General features: G+C 58.9%; 24 protein-coding genes and 1 tRNA gene. 13 read left to right on the top strand and 12 right to left on the bottom strand.

Annotation, left to right across the window (positions count from 1 at the left end; genetic code table 11):
* From AC2FLZ_RS10600 to AC2FLZ_RS10590, 3 genes are all read right to left on the bottom strand, one after another.
* On the bottom strand, window positions 1-586 hold a 586-nt coding region (locus AC2FLZ_RS10600; protein ID WP_496882168.1), incomplete at its 3' end, for a TCP-1/cpn60 chaperonin family protein.
* Window positions 587-630: 44 nt separating this feature from the next.
* Window positions 631-918 (bottom strand): co-chaperone GroES, encoded by a 288-nt coding sequence (locus tag AC2FLZ_RS10595; RefSeq protein ID WP_062563235.1) that lies wholly within the window; start codon window positions 916-918, stop codon window positions 631-633.
* A gap of 133 nt (window positions 919-1051) precedes the next feature.
* Complete coding sequence (locus tag AC2FLZ_RS10590; protein WP_157707891.1) at window positions 1052-1288, bottom strand: hypothetical protein; 237 nt, start codon at window positions 1286-1288, stop codon at window positions 1052-1054.
* A 150-nt stretch (window positions 1289-1438) separates the two neighbouring features.
* On the opposite strand from AC2FLZ_RS10590, the gene AC2FLZ_RS10585 reads away from it, so the two are divergent.
* Window positions 1439-2173 carry a Crp/Fnr family transcriptional regulator gene (locus tag AC2FLZ_RS10585; protein WP_496716883.1) on the top strand — a complete coding sequence of 245 codons (735 nt, stop codon included), beginning with the start codon at window positions 1439-1441 and terminating at the stop codon, window positions 2171-2173.
* A 56-nt stretch (window positions 2174-2229) separates the two neighbouring features.
* Here the strand turns inward: AC2FLZ_RS10585 and AC2FLZ_RS10580 are convergent, their stop codons facing one another.
* The 3 genes from AC2FLZ_RS10580 to AC2FLZ_RS10570 form a co-directional block, all read right to left on the bottom strand.
* Window positions 2230-2418: a hypothetical protein gene (locus AC2FLZ_RS10580; RefSeq protein ID WP_099275886.1), complete on the bottom strand. Its 189-nt coding sequence runs from the start codon at window positions 2416-2418 to the stop codon at window positions 2230-2232.
* Between the two features lie 214 nt (window positions 2419-2632).
* Entirely contained in the window at window positions 2633-3046 is a 414-nt protein-coding gene (locus AC2FLZ_RS10575; protein WP_235857928.1) for a hypothetical protein, read from the bottom strand.
* A complete protein-coding gene (locus AC2FLZ_RS10570; RefSeq protein ID WP_496808651.1) occupies window positions 3043-3468 on the bottom strand; it encodes a hypothetical protein in 426 nt (141 codons plus the stop codon). The genes AC2FLZ_RS10575 and AC2FLZ_RS10570 overlap by 4 nt, the downstream gene beginning before the upstream one ends.
* Before the next feature lie 280 nt (window positions 3469-3748).
* Here AC2FLZ_RS10570 and AC2FLZ_RS10565 point away from each other — a divergent pair, with 280 nt between their 5' ends.
* The 5 genes from AC2FLZ_RS10565 (at window position 3749) to AC2FLZ_RS10545 (ending at window position 7357) form a co-directional block, all read left to right on the top strand.
* The gene (locus tag AC2FLZ_RS10565) at window positions 3749-4057 is read left to right on the top strand and encodes a hypothetical protein (protein ID WP_157707887.1); all 309 of its coding nucleotides are present in this window, start codon (window positions 3749-3751) and stop codon (window positions 4055-4057) included.
* Entirely contained in the window at window positions 4054-4398 is a 345-nt protein-coding gene (locus AC2FLZ_RS10560; RefSeq protein ID WP_496716885.1) for a hypothetical protein, read from the top strand. Before AC2FLZ_RS10565 ends, AC2FLZ_RS10560 begins: the two co-directional genes overlap by 4 nt.
* A gap of 107 nt (window positions 4399-4505) precedes the next feature.
* Window positions 4506-5573 (top strand): FtsH protease activity modulator HflK, encoded by a 1068-nt coding sequence (gene hflK, locus AC2FLZ_RS10555; RefSeq protein WP_496808652.1) that lies wholly within the window; start codon window positions 4506-4508, stop codon window positions 5571-5573.
* Window positions 5570-6658, top strand: coding sequence for a protease modulator HflC (hflC, locus tag AC2FLZ_RS10550; protein ID WP_157707885.1), 1089 nt, complete (start codon window positions 5570-5572; stop codon window positions 6656-6658). The genes hflK and hflC overlap by 4 nt, the downstream gene beginning before the upstream one ends.
* A gap of 219 nt (window positions 6659-6877) precedes the next feature.
* The gene (locus AC2FLZ_RS10545; protein ID WP_496808653.1) at window positions 6878-7357 is read left to right on the top strand and encodes a hypothetical protein; all 480 of its coding nucleotides are present in this window, start codon (window positions 6878-6880) and stop codon (window positions 7355-7357) included.
* 10 nt (window positions 7358-7367) lie between these two features.
* Here the strand turns inward: AC2FLZ_RS10545 and AC2FLZ_RS10540 are convergent, their stop codons facing one another.
* Window positions 7368-7493, bottom strand: a complete 126-nt coding sequence (locus tag AC2FLZ_RS10540) for a hypothetical protein (protein WP_281178064.1) — start codon at window positions 7491-7493, stop codon at window positions 7368-7370.
* 231 nt (window positions 7494-7724) lie between these two features.
* Between AC2FLZ_RS10540 and AC2FLZ_RS10535 the strand changes: the two genes are divergently transcribed.
* The 3 genes from AC2FLZ_RS10535 (at window position 7725) to AC2FLZ_RS10525 (ending at window position 9386) form a co-directional block, all read left to right on the top strand.
* Window positions 7725-8531, top strand: a complete 807-nt coding sequence (locus AC2FLZ_RS10535; protein WP_496882169.1) for a transglutaminase-like domain-containing protein — start codon at window positions 7725-7727, stop codon at window positions 8529-8531.
* A gap of 86 nt (window positions 8532-8617) precedes the next feature.
* Window positions 8618-8797: a hypothetical protein gene (locus AC2FLZ_RS10530; RefSeq protein WP_496808654.1), complete on the top strand. Its 180-nt coding sequence runs from the start codon at window positions 8618-8620 to the stop codon at window positions 8795-8797.
* Window positions 8798-8873: 76 nt separating this feature from the next.
* A complete protein-coding gene (locus AC2FLZ_RS10525; protein ID WP_496821965.1) occupies window positions 8874-9386 on the top strand; it encodes a hypothetical protein in 513 nt (170 codons plus the stop codon).
* 115 nt (window positions 9387-9501) lie between these two features.
* On the opposite strand, the gene AC2FLZ_RS10520 is transcribed toward AC2FLZ_RS10525, so the two are convergent.
* The 3 genes from AC2FLZ_RS10520 to AC2FLZ_RS10510 all read right to left on the bottom strand — a co-directional run bounded on the left by AC2FLZ_RS10520 (window position 9502) and on the right by AC2FLZ_RS10510 (window position 10699).
* The gene (locus AC2FLZ_RS10520) at window positions 9502-9849 is read right to left on the bottom strand and encodes a hypothetical protein (RefSeq protein ID WP_157707882.1); all 348 of its coding nucleotides are present in this window, start codon (window positions 9847-9849) and stop codon (window positions 9502-9504) included.
* Between the two features lie 82 nt (window positions 9850-9931).
* Window positions 9932-10249 (bottom strand): HPF/RaiA family ribosome-associated protein, encoded by a 318-nt coding sequence (locus AC2FLZ_RS10515; RefSeq protein WP_496716891.1) that lies wholly within the window; start codon window positions 10247-10249, stop codon window positions 9932-9934.
* 376 nt (window positions 10250-10625) lie between these two features.
* Window positions 10626-10699, bottom strand: a tRNA-Cys gene (locus tag AC2FLZ_RS10510).
* Window positions 10700-10923: 224 nt separating this feature from the next.
* On the opposite strand from AC2FLZ_RS10510, the gene AC2FLZ_RS10505 reads away from it, so the two are divergent.
* From AC2FLZ_RS10505 to AC2FLZ_RS10495, 3 genes are all read left to right on the top strand, one after another.
* Window positions 10924-11577, top strand: coding sequence for a protein-L-isoaspartate O-methyltransferase family protein (locus tag AC2FLZ_RS10505; protein WP_480603117.1), 654 nt, complete (start codon window positions 10924-10926; stop codon window positions 11575-11577).
* Between the two features lie 94 nt (window positions 11578-11671).
* Window positions 11672-13090, top strand: a complete 1419-nt coding sequence (locus AC2FLZ_RS10500) for a TolC family outer membrane protein (protein WP_480517616.1) — start codon at window positions 11672-11674, stop codon at window positions 13088-13090.
* A gap of 73 nt (window positions 13091-13163) precedes the next feature.
* Window positions 13164-13952: a hypothetical protein gene (locus tag AC2FLZ_RS10495; protein WP_496714840.1), complete on the top strand. Its 789-nt coding sequence runs from the start codon at window positions 13164-13166 to the stop codon at window positions 13950-13952.
* Between the two features lie 3 nt (window positions 13953-13955).
* Here the strand turns inward: AC2FLZ_RS10495 and AC2FLZ_RS10490 are convergent, their stop codons facing one another.
* Together AC2FLZ_RS10490 and AC2FLZ_RS10485 are read right to left on the bottom strand one after the other, a co-directional pair.
* On the bottom strand, window positions 13956-15413 hold the full coding sequence (locus AC2FLZ_RS10490) for a cobyric acid synthase (RefSeq protein ID WP_480553839.1): 1458 nt from the start codon (window positions 15411-15413) through the stop codon (window positions 13956-13958).
* A 162-nt stretch (window positions 15414-15575) separates the two neighbouring features.
* The gene (locus tag AC2FLZ_RS10485) at window positions 15576-15896 is read right to left on the bottom strand and encodes a DUF6280 family protein (protein ID WP_037310273.1); all 321 of its coding nucleotides are present in this window, start codon (window positions 15894-15896) and stop codon (window positions 15576-15578) included.
* 219 nt (window positions 15897-16115) lie between these two features.
* On the opposite strand from AC2FLZ_RS10485, the gene efp reads away from it, so the two are divergent.
* Window positions 16116-16679 carry an elongation factor P gene (gene efp, locus AC2FLZ_RS10480; RefSeq protein ID WP_209503361.1) on the top strand — a complete coding sequence of 188 codons (564 nt, stop codon included), beginning with the start codon at window positions 16116-16118 and terminating at the stop codon, window positions 16677-16679.
* The last annotated feature ends 39 nt before the right edge of the window (window positions 16680-16718 follow it).

Below are 16718 nucleotides of genomic sequence, written 5' to 3'. Positions count from 1 at the left end.
CGAACTGCATGCCTTCGACCACTTCGGTCTCGGTCTCCAACCCTTTGTTTTCCTCGACGGTGATCACGCCTTCCTTGCTGACCTTGGCCATCGCGTCGGCGATCTGCCGACCGATCTCGACTTCTCCGTTGGCCGAAATGGCGCCGACCTTGGCAATCTCGTCGCTGTCGCCGACCGGCCGGGACATGGTCTTGATCTCGGCCACAACTGCAGCGACGGCTTTGTCGATACCGCGCTTGAGATCCATCGGGTTCATGCCGGCCGCGACCGACTTCATGCCCTCCCGGACAATCGCATGGGCGAGCACGGTGGCGGTGGTGGTTCCGTCGCCAGCCTCATCATTGGTGCGCTGCGCGACCTCCTTGACCATCTGGGCGCCCATATTCTCGAAATGGTCCGAAAGCTCGATCTCCTTGGCGACGGTCACACCGTCCTTGGTGATGCGCGGCGCACCCCAGGATTTATCTAGAATGACGTTTCGGCCCTTGGGGCCGAGGGTGATCTTGACGGCATTTGCAAGCGTGTTGATGCCTTTCAGCATGCGATCGCGGGCGTCGGTACTGAATCGAACTTCCTTGGCGGACATGGTGTGAGTTCCTGAGACTGAGGTTGACGTGAAAGGTTTCGGACTCAGGCGATCACGCCGAGAATGTCGCTCTCCTTCATGATCAGAAGGTCTTCGCCATCGAGTTTGATCTCTGACCCGGACCATTTTCCAAACAGGATCCGGTCGCCGGCTTTGACATCCATCGGGATGCGCTCGCCGTCCTCGCGTCTTCCGCCCGCGCCAACGGAGACGACTTCGCCTTCTTGAGGTTTCTCCTTAGCGGTATCGGGAATGATGAGACCTCCCTTGGTCGTCTCATCGCCTTCAATGCGACGAACAAGAACCCGGTCGTGGAGTGGAGTGAATGACATCTAAGTGCTCCTTGTTGAGATTTCGTTGGCGAAACGGGCCGGGTCAAATGCTTAGCTGCGTTGCGCGCAAGTCCGCGGTATCCTATTCGGTCTCCACTCCGAGAATTCGGATCGACACCGCCGCCCGAGCGGTTCACGGGCGTCGAACAGAGTTCCCGCCAGCGATGATCGTGTTGATCATTTCGGCGACGGCCCGGTGCCTTTCCATTTCGAGTTCGGTACCGACCGCGTTCTCATGGGTCGCCGCGGCGTCGCGAAGAACCCCCACGATCTCGTGTTCCGGCAGCAACCCGCGATCGTTCATGGCAAGCAGGAGCGCCTCGCAGATCGATAGGGCGGCCTGGCCTGCATGTTCGCTTGCGGTGGACATCTGAGTTTCCTTCCTTGGCATCGTGAACCTGAGAGAAGGTGAGATTCAGATGCATCCGTACATCTCGCAGGAATTGCTCTATGCTGGACTGATCCAGAGCAGTGTCCGAGCCGATTTCTGCTCTTGGGTCACGACACGCCGGGAGGCCCCATGACATCAGCCGAACACAGCCCTTTGACCCGCAAGCTTTCGGCCTTTGTCGCTTTGTCAAAGGCAGAGTTGGACGTGCTCGAGCGCCTGCACCAGCGCCGTCGCTCCTTCGTCGCGGGGCGTGATATGGTGCATCAGGGGCAATCCGATCAAGCCGCGTATATCCTGTCGGAAGGCTGGGTCTGTTCCTACAAGCTTCAACCTGACGGAACGCGCCAGATCGTCGATTTCCAGGTGCCCGGGGATTTCCTCGGCCTGCGCAGCGTGCTGTTGCGCACCTCGGACCACAGCTTCGAACCCATCGTCGACATCGAGGCTGCCGAAGTGCTGACGAGCGACCTTCTTGATGCGTTCGCGCAGACGCCGCGCCTGGCGACAGCCATTCTCTGGGCGGCGTCGCGGGACGAGGCAATGGTGGTCGAACACCTTGTCGGGATCGGCCGGCGCGACGCGGACGCCCGGATGGCACATTTTCTGTTGGAACTGGGATCGCGGCTTGCGCTGGTGGGCATGGGGACTGAGGATGGGTATGATTGCCCGCTGACCCAGTATCACCTGGCAGATGCCTTGGGGCTTAGTGCGATTCACGTGAACCGCGTCCTGCGGCAGCTTCGCGAGAACGGATTGGTGACCTTTCGGGACGGCCGCGTGACGTTTCACGACTATGAGGGGCTGGCGGAACTTGCCGAGTTCGATCCGGCGTATCTGGATCAGAGCGGCCCGCTCCTGAAATGAGAGGGCCGCCCTCCGCAAAGCGAGGGGCGGCCAAGGTTTGCATCAGGTGTCGGATGTCACGAGAGCTTCTCGCTCGCCGCATCGAGTTCCTTGTTGGTCTCGGCCTCGTTCTTCGCCGTGTTCGCCTTCTCGGCTGCCTCGTAGTGCCTGAGCGCCGCGTCCTTCTTCGGACCAGCCGGCGCCTTGTCCCACGCGGCTTTCACGGAGGTCATCTTCTCGGCAGTCTTGTTCTGTTCGGGAGTCATTGGAATTGTCCTTTCCTGGACGTTCCGAGAATAAGAAGCGCGCCGACATGCCGACCCTTTGGGGATCGGCACGCCCACACGCTTCTCGGGTACTCGGAAAAAGATGCGCCACCAAATATTCGGCGGGCACGTCTCATCTAACCGTGCCAGGGCCTCGCCGCACTGACGCAGGTTAGTCCCGGCGCCCGCGGCAGGTCGATTGCCTCTGCGGTTCTTAAATCACCACAGTTTGCTGGTGGGAAATCCTCAGCCAGGTGTCCTCATCGTTGAGGTACGTTGAGGCGCAAAGCGCTTTGTAGATCGGCACGTCGGTTTTTTCAGCCGAGACCCGGTAAGTGAGGATCGCGATGTCACCGCATCGCGTCACGCGCCGTTCGGCCATGACGACGGAACGCCAGCCGGTCCTTTCGCGAAGATGGGGCCAGATCTGGTCGCCCTGGAGGATGCCGGGCGGATAGGGGAAGACCATAACGGCGTTGGTTGCTGTGGTCGCCTGCGCACTGTCGGCGCCGCTGGTCCAGAACTGTTCCTCCATGTCCCAGAGTTTGCCCTGTTCGTGTGGAGAAAGCGTACCGGACTTGTGTGCCGCATGGGCCGGTCTCCTCGCGGTCGCGGTTGATACGGTCATTCGCCTGACCCCGACCCGCCAACCATGAACATCTGAAATAGAAGGAAGATAATCGCGAGCACCGCCCAGATCGCTCCGCTTGTCCCCGGGCGGTCGCCGGTCACCGTCGAGGTAGCTCGCTTCAGGCTACCTGACGCCCGGCCTTCGGGAAGCAGCTGGCTCAAGTCTCGTGCGACCCTGCCATGATCGCTTGCGAGCGAGGGAACATCCTGAAACCGGGCAAGCAGCGTTCCCAACCGCGCGCGCGCGCCGTCGTGTCCTAGCGTGACCAGTTCAGCGGTTTCGTTCCATGGATCGAGACCGAGCCGCGCGAGCGTGGAGAGCACAGTCACGGCATAGCCGTTCCGGTCCTCGCCGACGGTAGCATGGAGAAACCGATCAAACTCGGGCGGGTGCGGGTTGAGAACATTGAGGTCGGCCATCGCCAATCCTTTCAAGGGTTGCAGGAACGCAGATCGCCCCTGTTTCCCAAAGGATACGCGCAGGTCGGTCTCGCCGCCCTTACACAGGTCAGTGTGGGCGACTGACCAAAGGACGGGGTCGCAGCCGGTTCGGTGCCCGGGACTAACATGCGTCAGCACCAGTCGGACGATCCCGAGGTACAAGATACTAAATCGTTCGACTGGTCCGTCCCGGACTCCAAGGGGCCGTCAACAGTGGTGAGCGACGGATCTGCCAACATCGCGGAGACCAGAGATGAACATGCGGTCGACCAGATCGACGGTGACGTTTTCAAACCCGTTCACCTTGCCGGGATACCCGGGCGATTTGCCCGCGGGCGACTACGAGGTTCTCGTCGAAGAAGAGCTTCTCCAGGGGCTAAGCTTCGAGGCCTATAGACGGACGGCGACCTACCTGACGGTGCGCGGAAGGGGCGGTCATGCGGGACGTACCGAGTTACGGGCGATTTCCGACAGCGACGTGAAAGAGGCGCTGAGCCGGGATCGGGCCGCGACTGAGAAGAACAATCACGGCGAGGCGGCGCCTTCTCCGCAGGAGGACTTGAAATGAATACTCCCGAATGGCTCAAACCCGGCATCTATGGTGCCGTGATCGGTGCTGTCTTTGTCGGCGTCGTCGGATTTACATGGGGTGGCTGGGTGACCGGCGGCACTTCGAATGACCGGGCGGTGGCGATGTCCCGTAATGATGTCGTCGCCTCAATGGTACCGGTCTGCCTCGACATGGCGCGGTCAGACCCGGCTAGGGCGGACAAGCTTGCAACGATCCGGGCAGCCTCAACCTACCAGAGGCGCGACGCTCTCATGACCGCCGGCTGGGCGACGATGCCAGGAACCGATGCCCCGGACCGAGACATTGCGCAAGCCTGCCTGAAGGAACTGGACCTCTGAGGTCATGCTGTTCAGAGCCGACGATGTGATGGCGCAAAACGGGTCGCACCGCCAAACGCGCGAGTCAGGCATCGCCCCGAGTGCCAAAACCGAGATAGGAGCTTGCGATGCCTTCTGATGACAATGGACCGGAAGATCGCGGACCTTGGAAAAACAAGCAGACCCGCGTTCCCCCTGAGGTTGATGCAATTCTCAGGCGGGGCCGGGATCGGCTGCAAGGCATCCTGCCGGACGGTCTGCCACCGGTGAAGCGTCTTGCAATCGGGGCCGCCATTGCGCTCGCGGTTTTTGGGGCGTGGTCCTCATTTTACACGGTGCCGAGCGACTCCGTCGCGATTGTCCAACGGTTCGGGAAGTACGCGGCCGAAGTTCCTCCGGGGCTGCACTTCAAGATCCCGTTCGGAATCGACGTAACCACGTTGGTCCCGGTCAAGCGCCAGCTGAAACAGGAGTTCGGGTTCACGACTCCGGGTGCCTCCGATCCCTATCAGAGCCCGACGGACGGTCGCCGCGAGACCGAGATGGTGACTGGCGATCTCAACGCCGCGCTCGTGGAGTGGGTGGTGCAGTATCGGATTTCCGAACCCCGGAAATTTCTGTTCGAGGTGCGTGAGCCGAGCGCGACCCTGCGTTACGTCTCGGAGTCCGTCATGCGCGAAGTCGTGGGAGACCGCACAGTCGACGAGGTGATCACCGTCGGGCGACAGGAAATCGAAAGCGAAGCCCTGCTGAAGATGCAGGCGCTCGCGACCAAATACGCGATGGGCATCAGCATCGACCAGGTGCAGTTGAAGAACATCAATCCGCCCCAGCCGGTTCAGGCCTCGTTCAACGAGGTCAACCAGGCACAACAAGAGAAGGAGCGGATCATCAACGAGGCCCGCCGCGAATACAACCGCGTCATACCTCTGGCCGAAGGCGAAAAGGACCAGCGCATCCGCGAAGCCGATGGCTATCGCTTGAGGAGGATCAATGAAGCCGAGGGCGATGCGGCACGCTTCACGGCGCTCCTGACGGAATACCGTCTGGCGCCCGAAGTTACCCGGCGCCGGATCTACATCGAAACCCTGCAGGATGTTCTGCCGGGAATTGGCTCCAAGATCATTGTCGACGGGTCCACGGCAAGCATCCTGCCGCTTTTGAACCTGGATCGACAGACAGGAGAGCAACCATGAAGACCATTTCGACCATTACCGCCGGGATCGCCGTCGCCGGTCTCGCCGCTGCATCATCCGCGATCTACACGGTCGGGGAGGTGGAGCAAGCCATCATCACCCAGTTCGGCAAACCGGTCGGCGCGCCGATCACCGAGGCCGGTCTTAAGATAAAACTCCCCTTCGTTCAGGAGGTTAACCGGATCGACAGCCGGGTTCTGGAGTGGGACGGCTCGCCATCGGACATGCCCACCAAAGACAAGCTCTATATCTCGGTCGATCTCTTCGCGCGCTGGAAGATCACCGATCCTCTGCAGTACTTTCTGCGCCTGCGCGACGAGCGCAGCGCCCAGTCGCGCCTCGATGATATCCTCGGTAGCGAGACGCGGAACGCCGTCGCCAAGCACGAACTCATCGAGATTGTGCGCACGACCAGGGGCCGGACGCCGCTTCGGGACACGCTTCTGACTGATCAGGAGCTTGCGCAGGACATTGGCGCACTGGTTCCCATCACGAAGGGGCGGGCGCTGGTCGAGCAGCAGATCTTCGAGGCGGCGGCGGAGAAGGTGCGCGTCTTCGGGATTGAGCTTCTCGACATTCGTTTCAAGCGCATAAACTACAATGAGAGCGTGCGACCCAAGATCTATGACCGCATGATCTCGGAACGCCGGCAGATCGCCGAAAGATTCCTGTCCGAAGGCAACGGTGAAGCGGCCCGTATTCAAGGCAACAGGGTGCGGGATCTGAACAAGATCCAGTCCGAAGCCTATCGCGCTGTCGAGGAAATCCGCGGTGCCGCCGATGCCGCAGCAGCAGCAATCTATGCGGGCGCCTACAATGTCGATGCCGTTTCGGTCGAATTCTACGATTTCACCCGAACCATGCAGGCCTACGGCGACATGATCTCGGATGACACGACGCTTGTCCTGACGACGGACAGCGATCTGTTCCAGTTCCTGCGCGGCATGCAGGGCGAGGCAGACCCCGTCCGCGATCCGGGCAGCGTCCCGGACGACGGTGGCGTGGCATCAACCGGCAGGGCCCGACCAGCGCAAGACCCCTCGACGCCAATCGTGACACGCACAGATGTCGAGCTGGGGCAATAGTTTCTTGGTCATGGCACGTGGATTGCCCAGGCTTTTTTCCGCTTCCAAGCGAGACACACCCACTTAATTTCCGTGCCCCTAATCTGCGTCAGCACACGATTTGCGCTTGGCTGGTAGGTGTATGGCAAGAGTTGGATCGCGACGAGGCGAAGGACTGCCTGCCTCGCTCGAACACACGACATCCAGCGTCGAACCGCGCAGCGAGGAGGACAATACGCTATGACATCAGTGAAACATCTAACCAGGACGGCAGCAGAGACGACCGATCTTGAACGGCGCGTGTTGGCCCATGAACGGATTCTGCAGGCCCTGATCGCTTACATGGCACGTACCGAGCCGCGTTTCGTCGACCACCTCCGAGAACGGTTCGTAGAACCGATGAGATTGACCCGGCACGAGCATGACCACCGCGAAACCGACGACTACGCGGAAGAATTCATTCGCGCCGTGATGCTTCTCGGAGAGGAGCGCGCGCCCATCGCGAAGGAGTCGAAATTGACCGACAAGAAACCCGTGTCGGCGAAAGGCAGAGGAGAAAAGGGGGCTTCCATGAACTGGCCACCGCACCGCGGTGGAGTTCAGGTGCGCGAAAGGAACGGCATCTGGGAGGTGGAGGTCGATGGCAAGTTCCGCGGCGACTACCACCAGAAGGAACATGCTCTTGCCGCTGCGGCCCTGCACAAGTTGTCGCCCCGATGACCGGTCGTACTCATCGGACAGTTCCGCCGGACTTCGCGATCCAGGTGGCCGAGAACGAAGGAATGCCATCCAGATCGAATTCCAGGGGCTCCCCGCCGCCGCCCGCGCCCACGCGACGGCTGACTGGAACGCTCACGCTTGGGCTATCGAAGACTCGCGCTGCAACCGGCGGACTCTGGTCCGCCAAGGAGCAAGCGGCGATGAGACACCCGCTGGCAAGGTTGATCTCGAGGCTGGCCATCGTGGCTGGAGTGATAGCGTCCCTGGCCTTCCCCGTCCTTGCGCAGGATGGCACCGGCCCGATGCCTCGGAACGCTCATCCTTGCAAGATACTCATGACATGACCAGGCGCGGCCGTGTGTCTGGCATGCGGGTCAGCATCGGGTGTCGTCTGCGATACAGCTTCCCGCAGCCGACGCCGCTGATTGCGATGCTGAACGTCCACTACTCGCGCTTTGGCGATCTGGAGCGTGCCGATTACCTCGTGACGTCGCCAAGCGTGCCGCTCGAAAGCTACCGCGACGGCTTCGGCAACTGGTGTACGCGCCTCCTGGCTCCGGCGGGCGACTTCGCGCTGTCAACGGATGGCATCTTCCGCGACTATGGCCGACCCGATCCCGCGTCCCCTGGCGCGCAGCAGCACGCGGTCCAGGATCTGCCTTTCGAGACCCTCGTGTTTCTTCGGGGCAGCCGGTATTGCGATACCGATCTTCTTTCGGAGGAGGCGTGGCGTCTTTTCGAGACCACGGACCCGGGATGGTCACGCGTTCAGGCGATCTGCGATTTCGTGCATGGGCATGTCCGCTTCGACTACATGCAGGCGAAAGCGACGCGCACCGCATCGCAGTCAATGGCCGAGCGACAGGGCGTCTGCCGTGATTTTGCTCACCTCGCCATCGCCTTGTGCCGCTGCATGAATATTCCGGCACGCTACTGCACCGGATATCTGAGCGACATCGGTGAACCTCTGCCTCATCCGCCCGGGGACTTTGCGGCGTGGATGGGGGTCTTTCTCGCTGGTGAATGGCACATGTTCGACCCGCGGAACAACAAGCCTAAGTTTGCGAGAATTCTGATCGCGCGGGGCCGCGATGCCGCTGACGTCCCTCTGACCCAGACATTTGGTCAGAACACGCTGACGGAGTTCAAGGTTTGGACTGACGATCTGGTGTGATCTTTGTCTTCTTGGCGGCGCGCCATCGTAAATCGGGTCGTCAGCCCCCATATAGGTAGTACCGATGCCAGGCATCCCGGTCCGACATGGACGAGGAGTTGGCGTCGGCCAATCAAAGGATCGATGATATGTCCTTCAAGGACCTGACCGCCAGGGCTGCGGCCGCAATGAAGCCGAAGCCCGCGGAGACCGCGAAGACCCCAGCCAAGGAGAACGAGTCGAAGGCCGCCGGCGAGGATGCGCTAGCGAAATCCAAGACATCTTGAGACGTTCACAGGCCACGCGCCCCATTCTTAACTGGGGCGCGGACCACCCGCAGCAACAAGGGAGAGGATCACGCCAATGGAAGAACTGACGAGCAAGACCGTTGCGGTTTTTTCCCGACCGTTCACCGTTCCAGGCTTTGACGAGACGCTCCCGGCGGGAGAGTACGAGATCGAAACGGAGTTGGTTTCACCCCCGGATCAACAGAATCCTGCAGCCTGGAAAGCCTCAGTCCTGGTGAAACTTCATCCCCGGACATCGCATCCGGGGCTTGCGCGGTCTCTGACCCTTTCCCTTGCCGATCTGGACTATGCCCGCGCCAGGGACAAGCTGACGGGCAGAGCGTTGTCCGACTTCTTCCTTGAGGAAATGCTGGCTGATCCGATGGTGCGCCTCGTGATGGAGGCCGACGGGGTCTCTGCAGCACATATGCGACATCTCTATTCGGGGCGCCGGACGCCCCAGTCTGACAGGGATGTCCTGGACCGGAACCCGGCGCGTCTAGGTGCACGTGACATGGCGTCAATCCATGCTGCTGAAAACGAGGGCATGCCTCCACGACCGACAGGGACGTCGGCTATGGGAGAGTGAAGACCACGTGGAAGTACTCAACCGGCAGCAAGTCTTCGTCCTGTGCCCTAATCGGACGTTGACCGTTCGGAACGTCGCAGTCGCACAGCAAGCCTGTACAGCGGCCGTGGAACAGTTATGCTATGGGGCTTTGTTGGTGCAAAACTCGAAGCCATTTGCCTTCATCCCGCAGGTAGGTGGAAGTGCAAAGGGCTTCGTAGATCGGTGTGTCCCCGCGTTCTGCTGAGACACGGTAGGCCAAAACGGTAACATTCTTTTCTTGTTTATAGTAGCGCTCCGAAAATACGACGGACCGCCACCTCTGCGCGACTAAGCTCTCGCGCCACACAGTGTCGCCTTGAAGTATTCCCGGCGGATAAGGGAGAACAAATACGGCGCCCTTTGTCGTCATCTTCCGCGCATTGTCAGCGCCTTCCGTCCAAAACCGCTCTTCAAGTGCCCAAAGCTTGTCTTCGTCTGTCATAATCTAACTCCATCATTGTCAGATGCCTTATTGCCCGAGGGTGTAGATCGATCGGTGAAATGAAAGATTGATGCCGAATATGTTAGCGACGGTCCGTTAGTTTCCCGAGAGTGCTTTCTAGTGCGCTTTTCATCTTGCCGGCTGCGCCCCTCGATGCCTGTTCTAAACTCGAGGCCGAATCCGTGACGGCCATAGGCTGCTGGCCTTTGAGCCGTGCTTCCAGAACACATTTTATATCATCTGGGCCGGACTTGTCGGCGTTGGCATCACTGAGATGGACCTCGATTCTGGTTATATGTTCTGCAAGGTAGGCCAGGTCGTTCTGTACCAATCCCGTAATTTGGGCCGTGATGGCTTCACTCCCCTTGATGCTGTTATCTGTACTGACTTCGATATGCATTTTGGCGTCCTTCGAAAAATCCCAAAAAAAGAAAGGGATAACGTTGTGGAGCTTACAACTCTATCACGACAGGCAGCGCCGTGCGTTGCTTTGAATCAAATGTCGGGCCAATGGAGCTTCCCTGATGGCAGGTTTGTCCTGCACCGGACATTCGTTTGTTTCTCGATCAACGGCAGGGATGCTGAGATATTGCTTAAGAAGTCTGTGTGTTGGTCCTTTGTTTGCCCGTCAAGAGAAGGCAATAGCCTCGATTTTTCACACATGCGCTTTCGTTGCGAGTTAGAGCGGCAGGGGCGGCTCGGCGCTATAATTTCAAATATCCGTGTTTGAAATTCACGTATAGCTACAAGAATTCGGCTAAGTGATTGTTTTTAAATGGAGGCGAGTACCGGAATCGAACCGGTGTACACGGATTTGCAATCCGCTGCGTCACCACTCCGCCAACTCGCCTTTTCAAGTAAAATCAAATACTTGCTGTGGTGTAACTGGGTTTTTAACAGCTTTCCTCGGGGGCGTCCAGTGGATTGCGTGCGAATTTGCCGGCAAGACTGAAATTTGCCGAAGTCCATGCCCAAGAAGGTGATCACGATTCAGGTTGCGGCAACAGGGGCGTTGCTGGAAGGTTCAGGATATGGCACAAGCCCGACATCTTTGGGAATGAGACGAGATATCCAATGACTGACTTCGCAGCCCGGCGCCGCACAATGGTTGATACACAGATCCGCCCCTCTGACGTCACCAAGTTCCCGATCATTGAGGCTATGCTGAGTGTTCCGCGGGAGAGCTTCGTACCCGATTCGCAACGTGAAGCGGCCTATGTGGACGGCCTGATTGATCTGGGTGGCGGGCGCAGCATGCTGGAGCCGCGGACCCTGGCTAAAATGCTGGACGTGCTGAACATATCCAAGGATGAGATGGTCCTCGATATCGCTCCGGCAATGGGATATTCCACGGCTGTCACCGCACGGATGGCTGAGTTGGTTGTGGGTGTTGAATGCGACGAAACCCTTGCAGCCGAGGCGCAAAACCTCTTGGCCGAAGCTGACGTGCACAACGCCATCATCCACGTTGGCGCGCTGGAACAGGGTGTGGCGGAACACGGCCCCTATGATGCGATCATGGTGCAGGGCGGTGTCGAGCAGGTGCCCGATGCCCTGTTGGATCAACTCAAGGACCACGGTCGGATCGTGTGTCTGTTTGTCAACGGCAACCTGGGTACCGTGCGGATCGGTCGAAAAACCGGTGGTCGCGTCAGTTGGCGTGATGTGTTCAATGCCAATGCGCCGGTTCTGGAAGGTTTTTCGGCAGAGTGTGCATTTTCGCTATAGTCCGCCGATAGATTTTTCTATCGCCTTGATTAGTTGAAAAGAAGGCCGCAAACTGCCTGTAGGGCAGTGTAATTTCGTTTGAGAGGATTTTGGTATGCGTGGTTCGGCGACAGGTAAGCTGGTCAGGGCGTTTGCTGTGACCGCAGGACTTGCCATGAGCGTGATGCCAGGGCGTGCAGCGTGGGCAGACAACATAACGGATGCGTTCATCGGCGCGTATAACACCAGTGGTTTGCTTGAGCAGAACCGGGCGTTGCTGCGCGCGGCGGATGAAGATGTGGCCATTGCGCTTTCTGCGTTGCGGCCAATCATCAACTGGACCGTGCAGGTCAGCCAGGATTACACCCGTTCGCGGGTCAATAACGTCGTGACGACAAACGAGCCGTCGCGGTTTTTTTCGGGCCTGACGCTGAGCCAGCTTTTGTATGATGGCGGCGCGTCGGTGCTGGGCAAGCAGTCGGCGCAGGAAACGGTGCTATCGACCCGGCAAACCCTGATCGATATCGAACAACAGGTTCTTATCCGCGCAGCAAATGCCTATCTGGGCGTCCTGTTGCAGGAAGAGACCGTGGCGATCCGCCAGAACAACGTGGATGTGTCGGCAGAGGAACTTAGGGCGTCGAATGACCGCTTCGAAGTGGGCGAAGTAACCCGGACGGACGTCGCATTGTCCGAAGCGCAGCTGGCAAGCTCTCAGGCGGATCTGGCTGTGGCACGCGGTGAATTGAGCATTGCCCAGGCCGAATACGTGAACGCGGTCGGAAAGGCACCGGGGCGAACGGCTGGCCAGCCGAGCCTGCCCAATCTGCCGCGTTCCGAAGCTGAAGCTGTGAACCTGGCGCAACGCAACCACCCGGCCATTCTGTCGGCACAGCATCAGGTCAGGGCGTTCGATCTGGTCGTGCAGCAACAGCGGGCCAACCTTGGGCCGAATGTCAGCCTGAATGCCGATGCTGGCGTGTCCGAGCGCTATGACAATAATGACTATGTGAACGACGCGACCGTGTCGCTGAACTTCAGTCAACCCATCTACGCAGGTGGCCGGTTGGCGGCAAATGTGCGCCGCGCGATGGCCAGCCGCGATGCCTCGCGTGCGAATCTTCTGAACGTTCAAAAGAACATCACGCAGGGTGTGACCGACCGGTATGCGGCGTTTCAGGCGGCCAGCGCCAGTTTGAGGGCGTCAACCGAGCGCGTTAACGCCTCGCAGGTGGCATTTGATGGCATCCGGGAAGAGGCGACTCTGGGCGCGCGAACAACTCTGGATGTATTGAATGCACAGCAGGATTTGCTGGATGCACAGCTGGCGGAAGTTGCTTCGCGCACCGAACGGTCGCGGGCTGCCTATCAGTTATTGCAGGCGCAGGGCCTTCTGACAGCCGAGCGTCTTGGGCTGGCGGTGCAAATCTATGATCCGACTTTGTATTACAACCTGGTCAAGAATGCACCTGCACAGGTCAGCAAGCAAAGCAAGGATCTGGATCGTGTTCTCAAAGCGTTGCGCCGGGACTGATCGCCAATACTATTTGTTGTGAGGCACGGATTGTTTGGCTACACTTGATCCAAGGATAGAGCGGTAGAGAACAATGTCTGATAATGTCGTGAAAGCAGGGATCGAAGACGTTCTGTCTTCGGTCAAACGTCTGGTCAGTGAAGACAGTCGTGATAAATCCGTCTCGGATCAAACGACTAAGGCACGCAAGCCGGGGCGGCTGGTGCTTACCGATGCTTTGCGGATCAGCACACCAGATCAGTTAGGAGTGATTCCCGCTAAAGCTGTATCCAAAGCCGAAGTTACAGATGCCGCCAAGCCGATGTTGCTGCGAACCTGTGACATCGTTCAGACGGGTCAACCCGCGAACGCCGACGAGGACAAGCCAGAAGCAGCCGAGACGAAACACGCCCCGTCGGATGATGCTGCAATCAGCCTGAGTGCAAAGATCGAAGCGTTGGAAGCGGCCATTGCACAAACAGAAGACCAGTGGGAACCGGACGGTGACAGCCAGGATGCATATTCGGGCACACCGTCACATGCGCTGCCATGGGATGTCGAAGAAGAATTTGCCGCTGCGATGTCGATTGATGCTGCTGGAGACGATGAACCAGAGGCGGCTCAGCAGGACGAAGGTGCACCTTATCAGGCGGAATTCATCCGGTCGTCTCAGGCTGTTGTGTCTGATGTCGATGCCGAAGAACCTGATTCCGACGAAAACGTCAGGACGATCGACATGGACGAGGACGCTCTGCGCACCCTGATCGCAGAGGTTGTCCGAACCGAGCTGCAAGGAACGATGGGCGAGCGAATTACAAGAAATGTGCGCAAGATGGTCAGACGAGAGATCGCCCGCGCTCTTGCGGCTCAGGATCTGGAGTAACTCTCAGCTGCGGTGCGGGGGCTGCGCGAGGCTGAGCAGCAGGTCAAGGTCCATGTGGCGCTCCAGATGATCGGCCAGATCGTCCAGCGCCTGCTCGACGCCATCTTCATAGGACAGGTCCGAGGTCACGCCTAACGCTGACAAATACCGCGCCCGGAATGCGTCGGACGAAAAGATACCGTGCAGATAGCTTCCCTTGATCCGCCCGTTTGCGCTGGCCGCGCCCTCGGGGCGGCCTTCGACCTCAAGCCATGCATTGGCGCAATCCGGCCCGTCTGTATGGCCCATGTGGATTTCGTATCCGGTGACTGGCTCGCGGTCCGGCAAGGCATGGGCCTTACGCAGGACAACTTGCTTTTGTCCTCCCATGACCGTGTCTACATCCAGCAATCCCAACCCTTCGACCTTACCCGGTCGACCGTCCACGCCATCGGGGTCGGAGATGGTCTTGCCCAGCATTTGAAAGCCGCCACAGAGACCCAGAACATGCCCGCCGCGCCGGACATGGCCAAACAGGTCGATGTCCCAGCCTTGTGCGCGGAAATAGGCCAGATCTCCGATGGTGGACTTGCTGCCCGGTAGCAAAACCAGATCGGCATCGCCCGGCAATGGGCGTCCGGCCGGAATGATCTCGACGCTCACTCCGGGTTCGGCAGACAAGGGGTCAAGGTCGTCGAAATTCGCCATCCGTTCAAGCTGTGGCACAACAACCTTGCATGTGCCGCCTGTGTGAGAGCGGATGTCCATCATATCTTCGGCCGGAAGCTTCCAAGCGTCGTGAAACCATGGCACAACCCCCAGACAGGGCCACCCGGTAAGAGAGGCGATGTCATCGCGCCCTTCGTCAAAAAGGGACACATCACCCTTGAACCGATTGACGGCGAAGCCCCGAATTCGCGCAAGATCACCCTCATCCAGAACCGCCTGAGTGCCAACGATCTGTGCGATCACACCGCCGCGGTGAATGTCGCCGACAAGTATAACAGGTATATTCGCAGCGCAGGCAAAGCCCATATTGGCGATGTCACCCTTGCGCAGGTTGGTTTCGGCCGGGCTGCCCGCACCTTCGATCAGAACCAGATCCGCATTGCTGCACAGTCGGTCAAAGCTTTCCAGTGCGGCGCTTAGCAGCCTGGATTTATCCTTGCGATAATCACCGGCTTTCATGGTGCCCGCGCGCTGCCCCTGAACGATGATCTGTGCGCCGGTATCTGTTTCAGGTTTCAGCAATACAGGGTTCATATCCGTATGCGTCGCCCGCCTTGCCGCCCGTGCCTGAAGGGCCTGTGCGCGACCGATTTCCCCACCGTTTTCCGTAACAGCAGCATTGTTCGACATGTTCTGCGGCTTGAAGGGCGCAACCCGAAGACCTCTCCGTGTAAAAGCTCGCGCAAGCCCCGCCACCAGAACGGATTTTCCGACATTGCTGCCGGTGCCTTGAATCATGATGGCGCGAACCATGGATTGTCTCCTACCTGTCAAGGCGCAGATGACCTGATTTGGGCGGGCAGGGGAAGCCCCGAACACACCTTGACGCCCGGGATCGGGATCGTGGCGGTATACGCATAGAAAAACGCGCTCTGATGGCAGAGCGCGTTTTTTCTGAGTTGAAACAACCTTGGATCAGGCAGCTTCAGCCTGCTGAGCGGCATTGCGACGCTCGCTTTCTTCACGCGACAGCGCGACCGAGGTCCGCACGCCACGGCCAACGAACTCCATCAGTCCGCTGACAACCCGTTCGTTCGGGTCGATTCCCGCGCAAGACAGCACTTCGCGTCCATCGCGCGAGCGCGCCCAACGGGCGATTTGTTCCGGGCCATTGCCATATTTCTTGTCATCGGCAATAGCGTCATCGAGTGCAGCCAACACAACGGCCGCGAAAAGTTTGCGAGCACGATTGCCTTGTTCGTTGTTAAAGGCAGTGCCGTCAACGAAATCTCTCATCTCGTCTTCCTTGTTTTTCTTGCTCTTGCAATTTTCGGCGTGACGGTCCTTATGACCGATAAAGTGCGATTCGGATACAGCTAATATGCATAGTTGCGTTGCGTCACTTGCATATCTCGCTGCACCTGCAGCACTAGGTTTGGTTGTCTTGTCAGGTATGTTCCCGCCAGATATAGGAGGCGCAACTGACGCATCAACCGTTTGTGAAGGATTTATGTAATGCCCAAGATAAATGGGAACGAAATTCGCCCCGGCAATGTGCTTGAGCATAACGACGGCCTTTGGGCCGCGGTCAAGGTTGACCATGTGAAGCCCGGCAAGGGCGGCGCTTTCGCGCAGGTCGAACTGCGCAACCTGCGCAATGGTTCAAAACTGAACGAACGGTTCCGCTCAGCTGACAAGGTTGAGCGTGTGCGCCTTGAGCAGAAGGATCAGCAGTTCCTGTATGAAACCGATGGCATGCTGGTCTTCATGGATGCCGAAACATACGAACAGATTGAATTGCCAGCGGATTTGCTGGGCGAGCGTCGTCCGTTCCTTCAAGATGGCATGACGATTGTTGTCGAATTCTACGAAAGTGAAGCGCTGAACGCGACGCTGCCGCAGAAAGTGACCTGCAAGATCGTCGAAACTGAGCCGGTCGTAAAAGGTCAGACCGCCGCGAACTCGTTCAAGCCTGCAATTCTGGACAATGGCGTGAAAGTCATGGTGCCGCCGTTCATCGGTCAGGATGAAATGATCATCGTGAACACCGAAACCATGGAATATTCCGAACGCGCGTGACGTTTCGTCGCTTTTAATATCAGACCGCGCAGACAGCCG

The organism is Ruegeria sp. YKSF131 (assembly GCF_059612645.1).
The sequence above is the reverse complement of the archived record's forward strand: the minus strand, read 5'-3'. Positions and strand labels throughout refer to the sequence as shown.

Bases quoted from the DNA above. Each gene is read 5' to 3' on its own strand.
- AC2FLZ_RS10595 (WP_062563235.1), bottom strand. From the start codon at position 918: ATGTCATTCACTCCACTCCACGACCGGGTTCTTGTTCGTCGCATTGAA.
- AC2FLZ_RS10590 (WP_157707891.1), bottom strand. From the start codon at position 1,288: ATGTCCACCGCAAGCGAACATGCAGGCCAGGCCGCCCTATCGATCTGC.
- AC2FLZ_RS10585 (WP_496716883.1), top strand. From the start codon at position 1,439: ATGACATCAGCCGAACACAGCCCTTTGACCCGCAAGCTTTCGGCCTTT.
- AC2FLZ_RS10580 (WP_099275886.1), bottom strand. From the start codon at position 2,418: ATGACTCCCGAACAGAACAAGACTGCCGAGAAGATGACCTCCGTGAAA.
- AC2FLZ_RS10575 (WP_235857928.1), bottom strand. From the start codon at position 3,046: ATGACCGTATCAACCGCGACCGCGAGGAGACCGGCCCATGCGGCACAC.
- AC2FLZ_RS10570 (WP_496808651.1), bottom strand. From the start codon at position 3,468: ATGGCCGACCTCAATGTTCTCAACCCGCACCCGCCCGAGTTTGATCGG.
- AC2FLZ_RS10565 (WP_157707887.1), top strand. From the start codon at position 3,749: ATGCGGTCGACCAGATCGACGGTGACGTTTTCAAACCCGTTCACCTTG.
- AC2FLZ_RS10560 (WP_496716885.1), top strand. From the start codon at position 4,054: ATGAATACTCCCGAATGGCTCAAACCCGGCATCTATGGTGCCGTGATC.
- hflK (WP_496808652.1), top strand. From the start codon at position 4,506: ATGCCTTCTGATGACAATGGACCGGAAGATCGCGGACCTTGGAAAAAC.
- hflC (WP_157707885.1), top strand. From the start codon at position 5,570: ATGAAGACCATTTCGACCATTACCGCCGGGATCGCCGTCGCCGGTCTC.
- AC2FLZ_RS10545 (WP_496808653.1), top strand. From the start codon at position 6,878: ATGACATCAGTGAAACATCTAACCAGGACGGCAGCAGAGACGACCGAT.
- AC2FLZ_RS10535 (WP_496882169.1), top strand. From the start codon at position 7,725: ATGCGGGTCAGCATCGGGTGTCGTCTGCGATACAGCTTCCCGCAGCCG.
- AC2FLZ_RS10530 (WP_496808654.1), top strand. From the start codon at position 8,618: ATGGACGAGGAGTTGGCGTCGGCCAATCAAAGGATCGATGATATGTCC.
- AC2FLZ_RS10525 (WP_496821965.1), top strand. From the start codon at position 8,874: ATGGAAGAACTGACGAGCAAGACCGTTGCGGTTTTTTCCCGACCGTTC.
- AC2FLZ_RS10520 (WP_157707882.1), bottom strand. From the start codon at position 9,849: ATGACAGACGAAGACAAGCTTTGGGCACTTGAAGAGCGGTTTTGGACG.
- AC2FLZ_RS10515 (WP_496716891.1), bottom strand. From the start codon at position 10,249: ATGCATATCGAAGTCAGTACAGATAACAGCATCAAGGGGAGTGAAGCC.
- AC2FLZ_RS10505 (WP_480603117.1), top strand. From the start codon at position 10,924: ATGACTGACTTCGCAGCCCGGCGCCGCACAATGGTTGATACACAGATC.
- AC2FLZ_RS10500 (WP_480517616.1), top strand. From the start codon at position 11,672: ATGCGTGGTTCGGCGACAGGTAAGCTGGTCAGGGCGTTTGCTGTGACC.
- AC2FLZ_RS10495 (WP_496714840.1), top strand. From the start codon at position 13,164: ATGTCTGATAATGTCGTGAAAGCAGGGATCGAAGACGTTCTGTCTTCG.
- AC2FLZ_RS10490 (WP_480553839.1), bottom strand. From the start codon at position 15,413: ATGGTTCGCGCCATCATGATTCAAGGCACCGGCAGCAATGTCGGAAAA.
- AC2FLZ_RS10485 (WP_037310273.1), bottom strand. From the start codon at position 15,896: ATGAGAGATTTCGTTGACGGCACTGCCTTTAACAACGAACAAGGCAAT.
- efp (WP_209503361.1), top strand. From the start codon at position 16,116: ATGCCCAAGATAAATGGGAACGAAATTCGCCCCGGCAATGTGCTTGAG.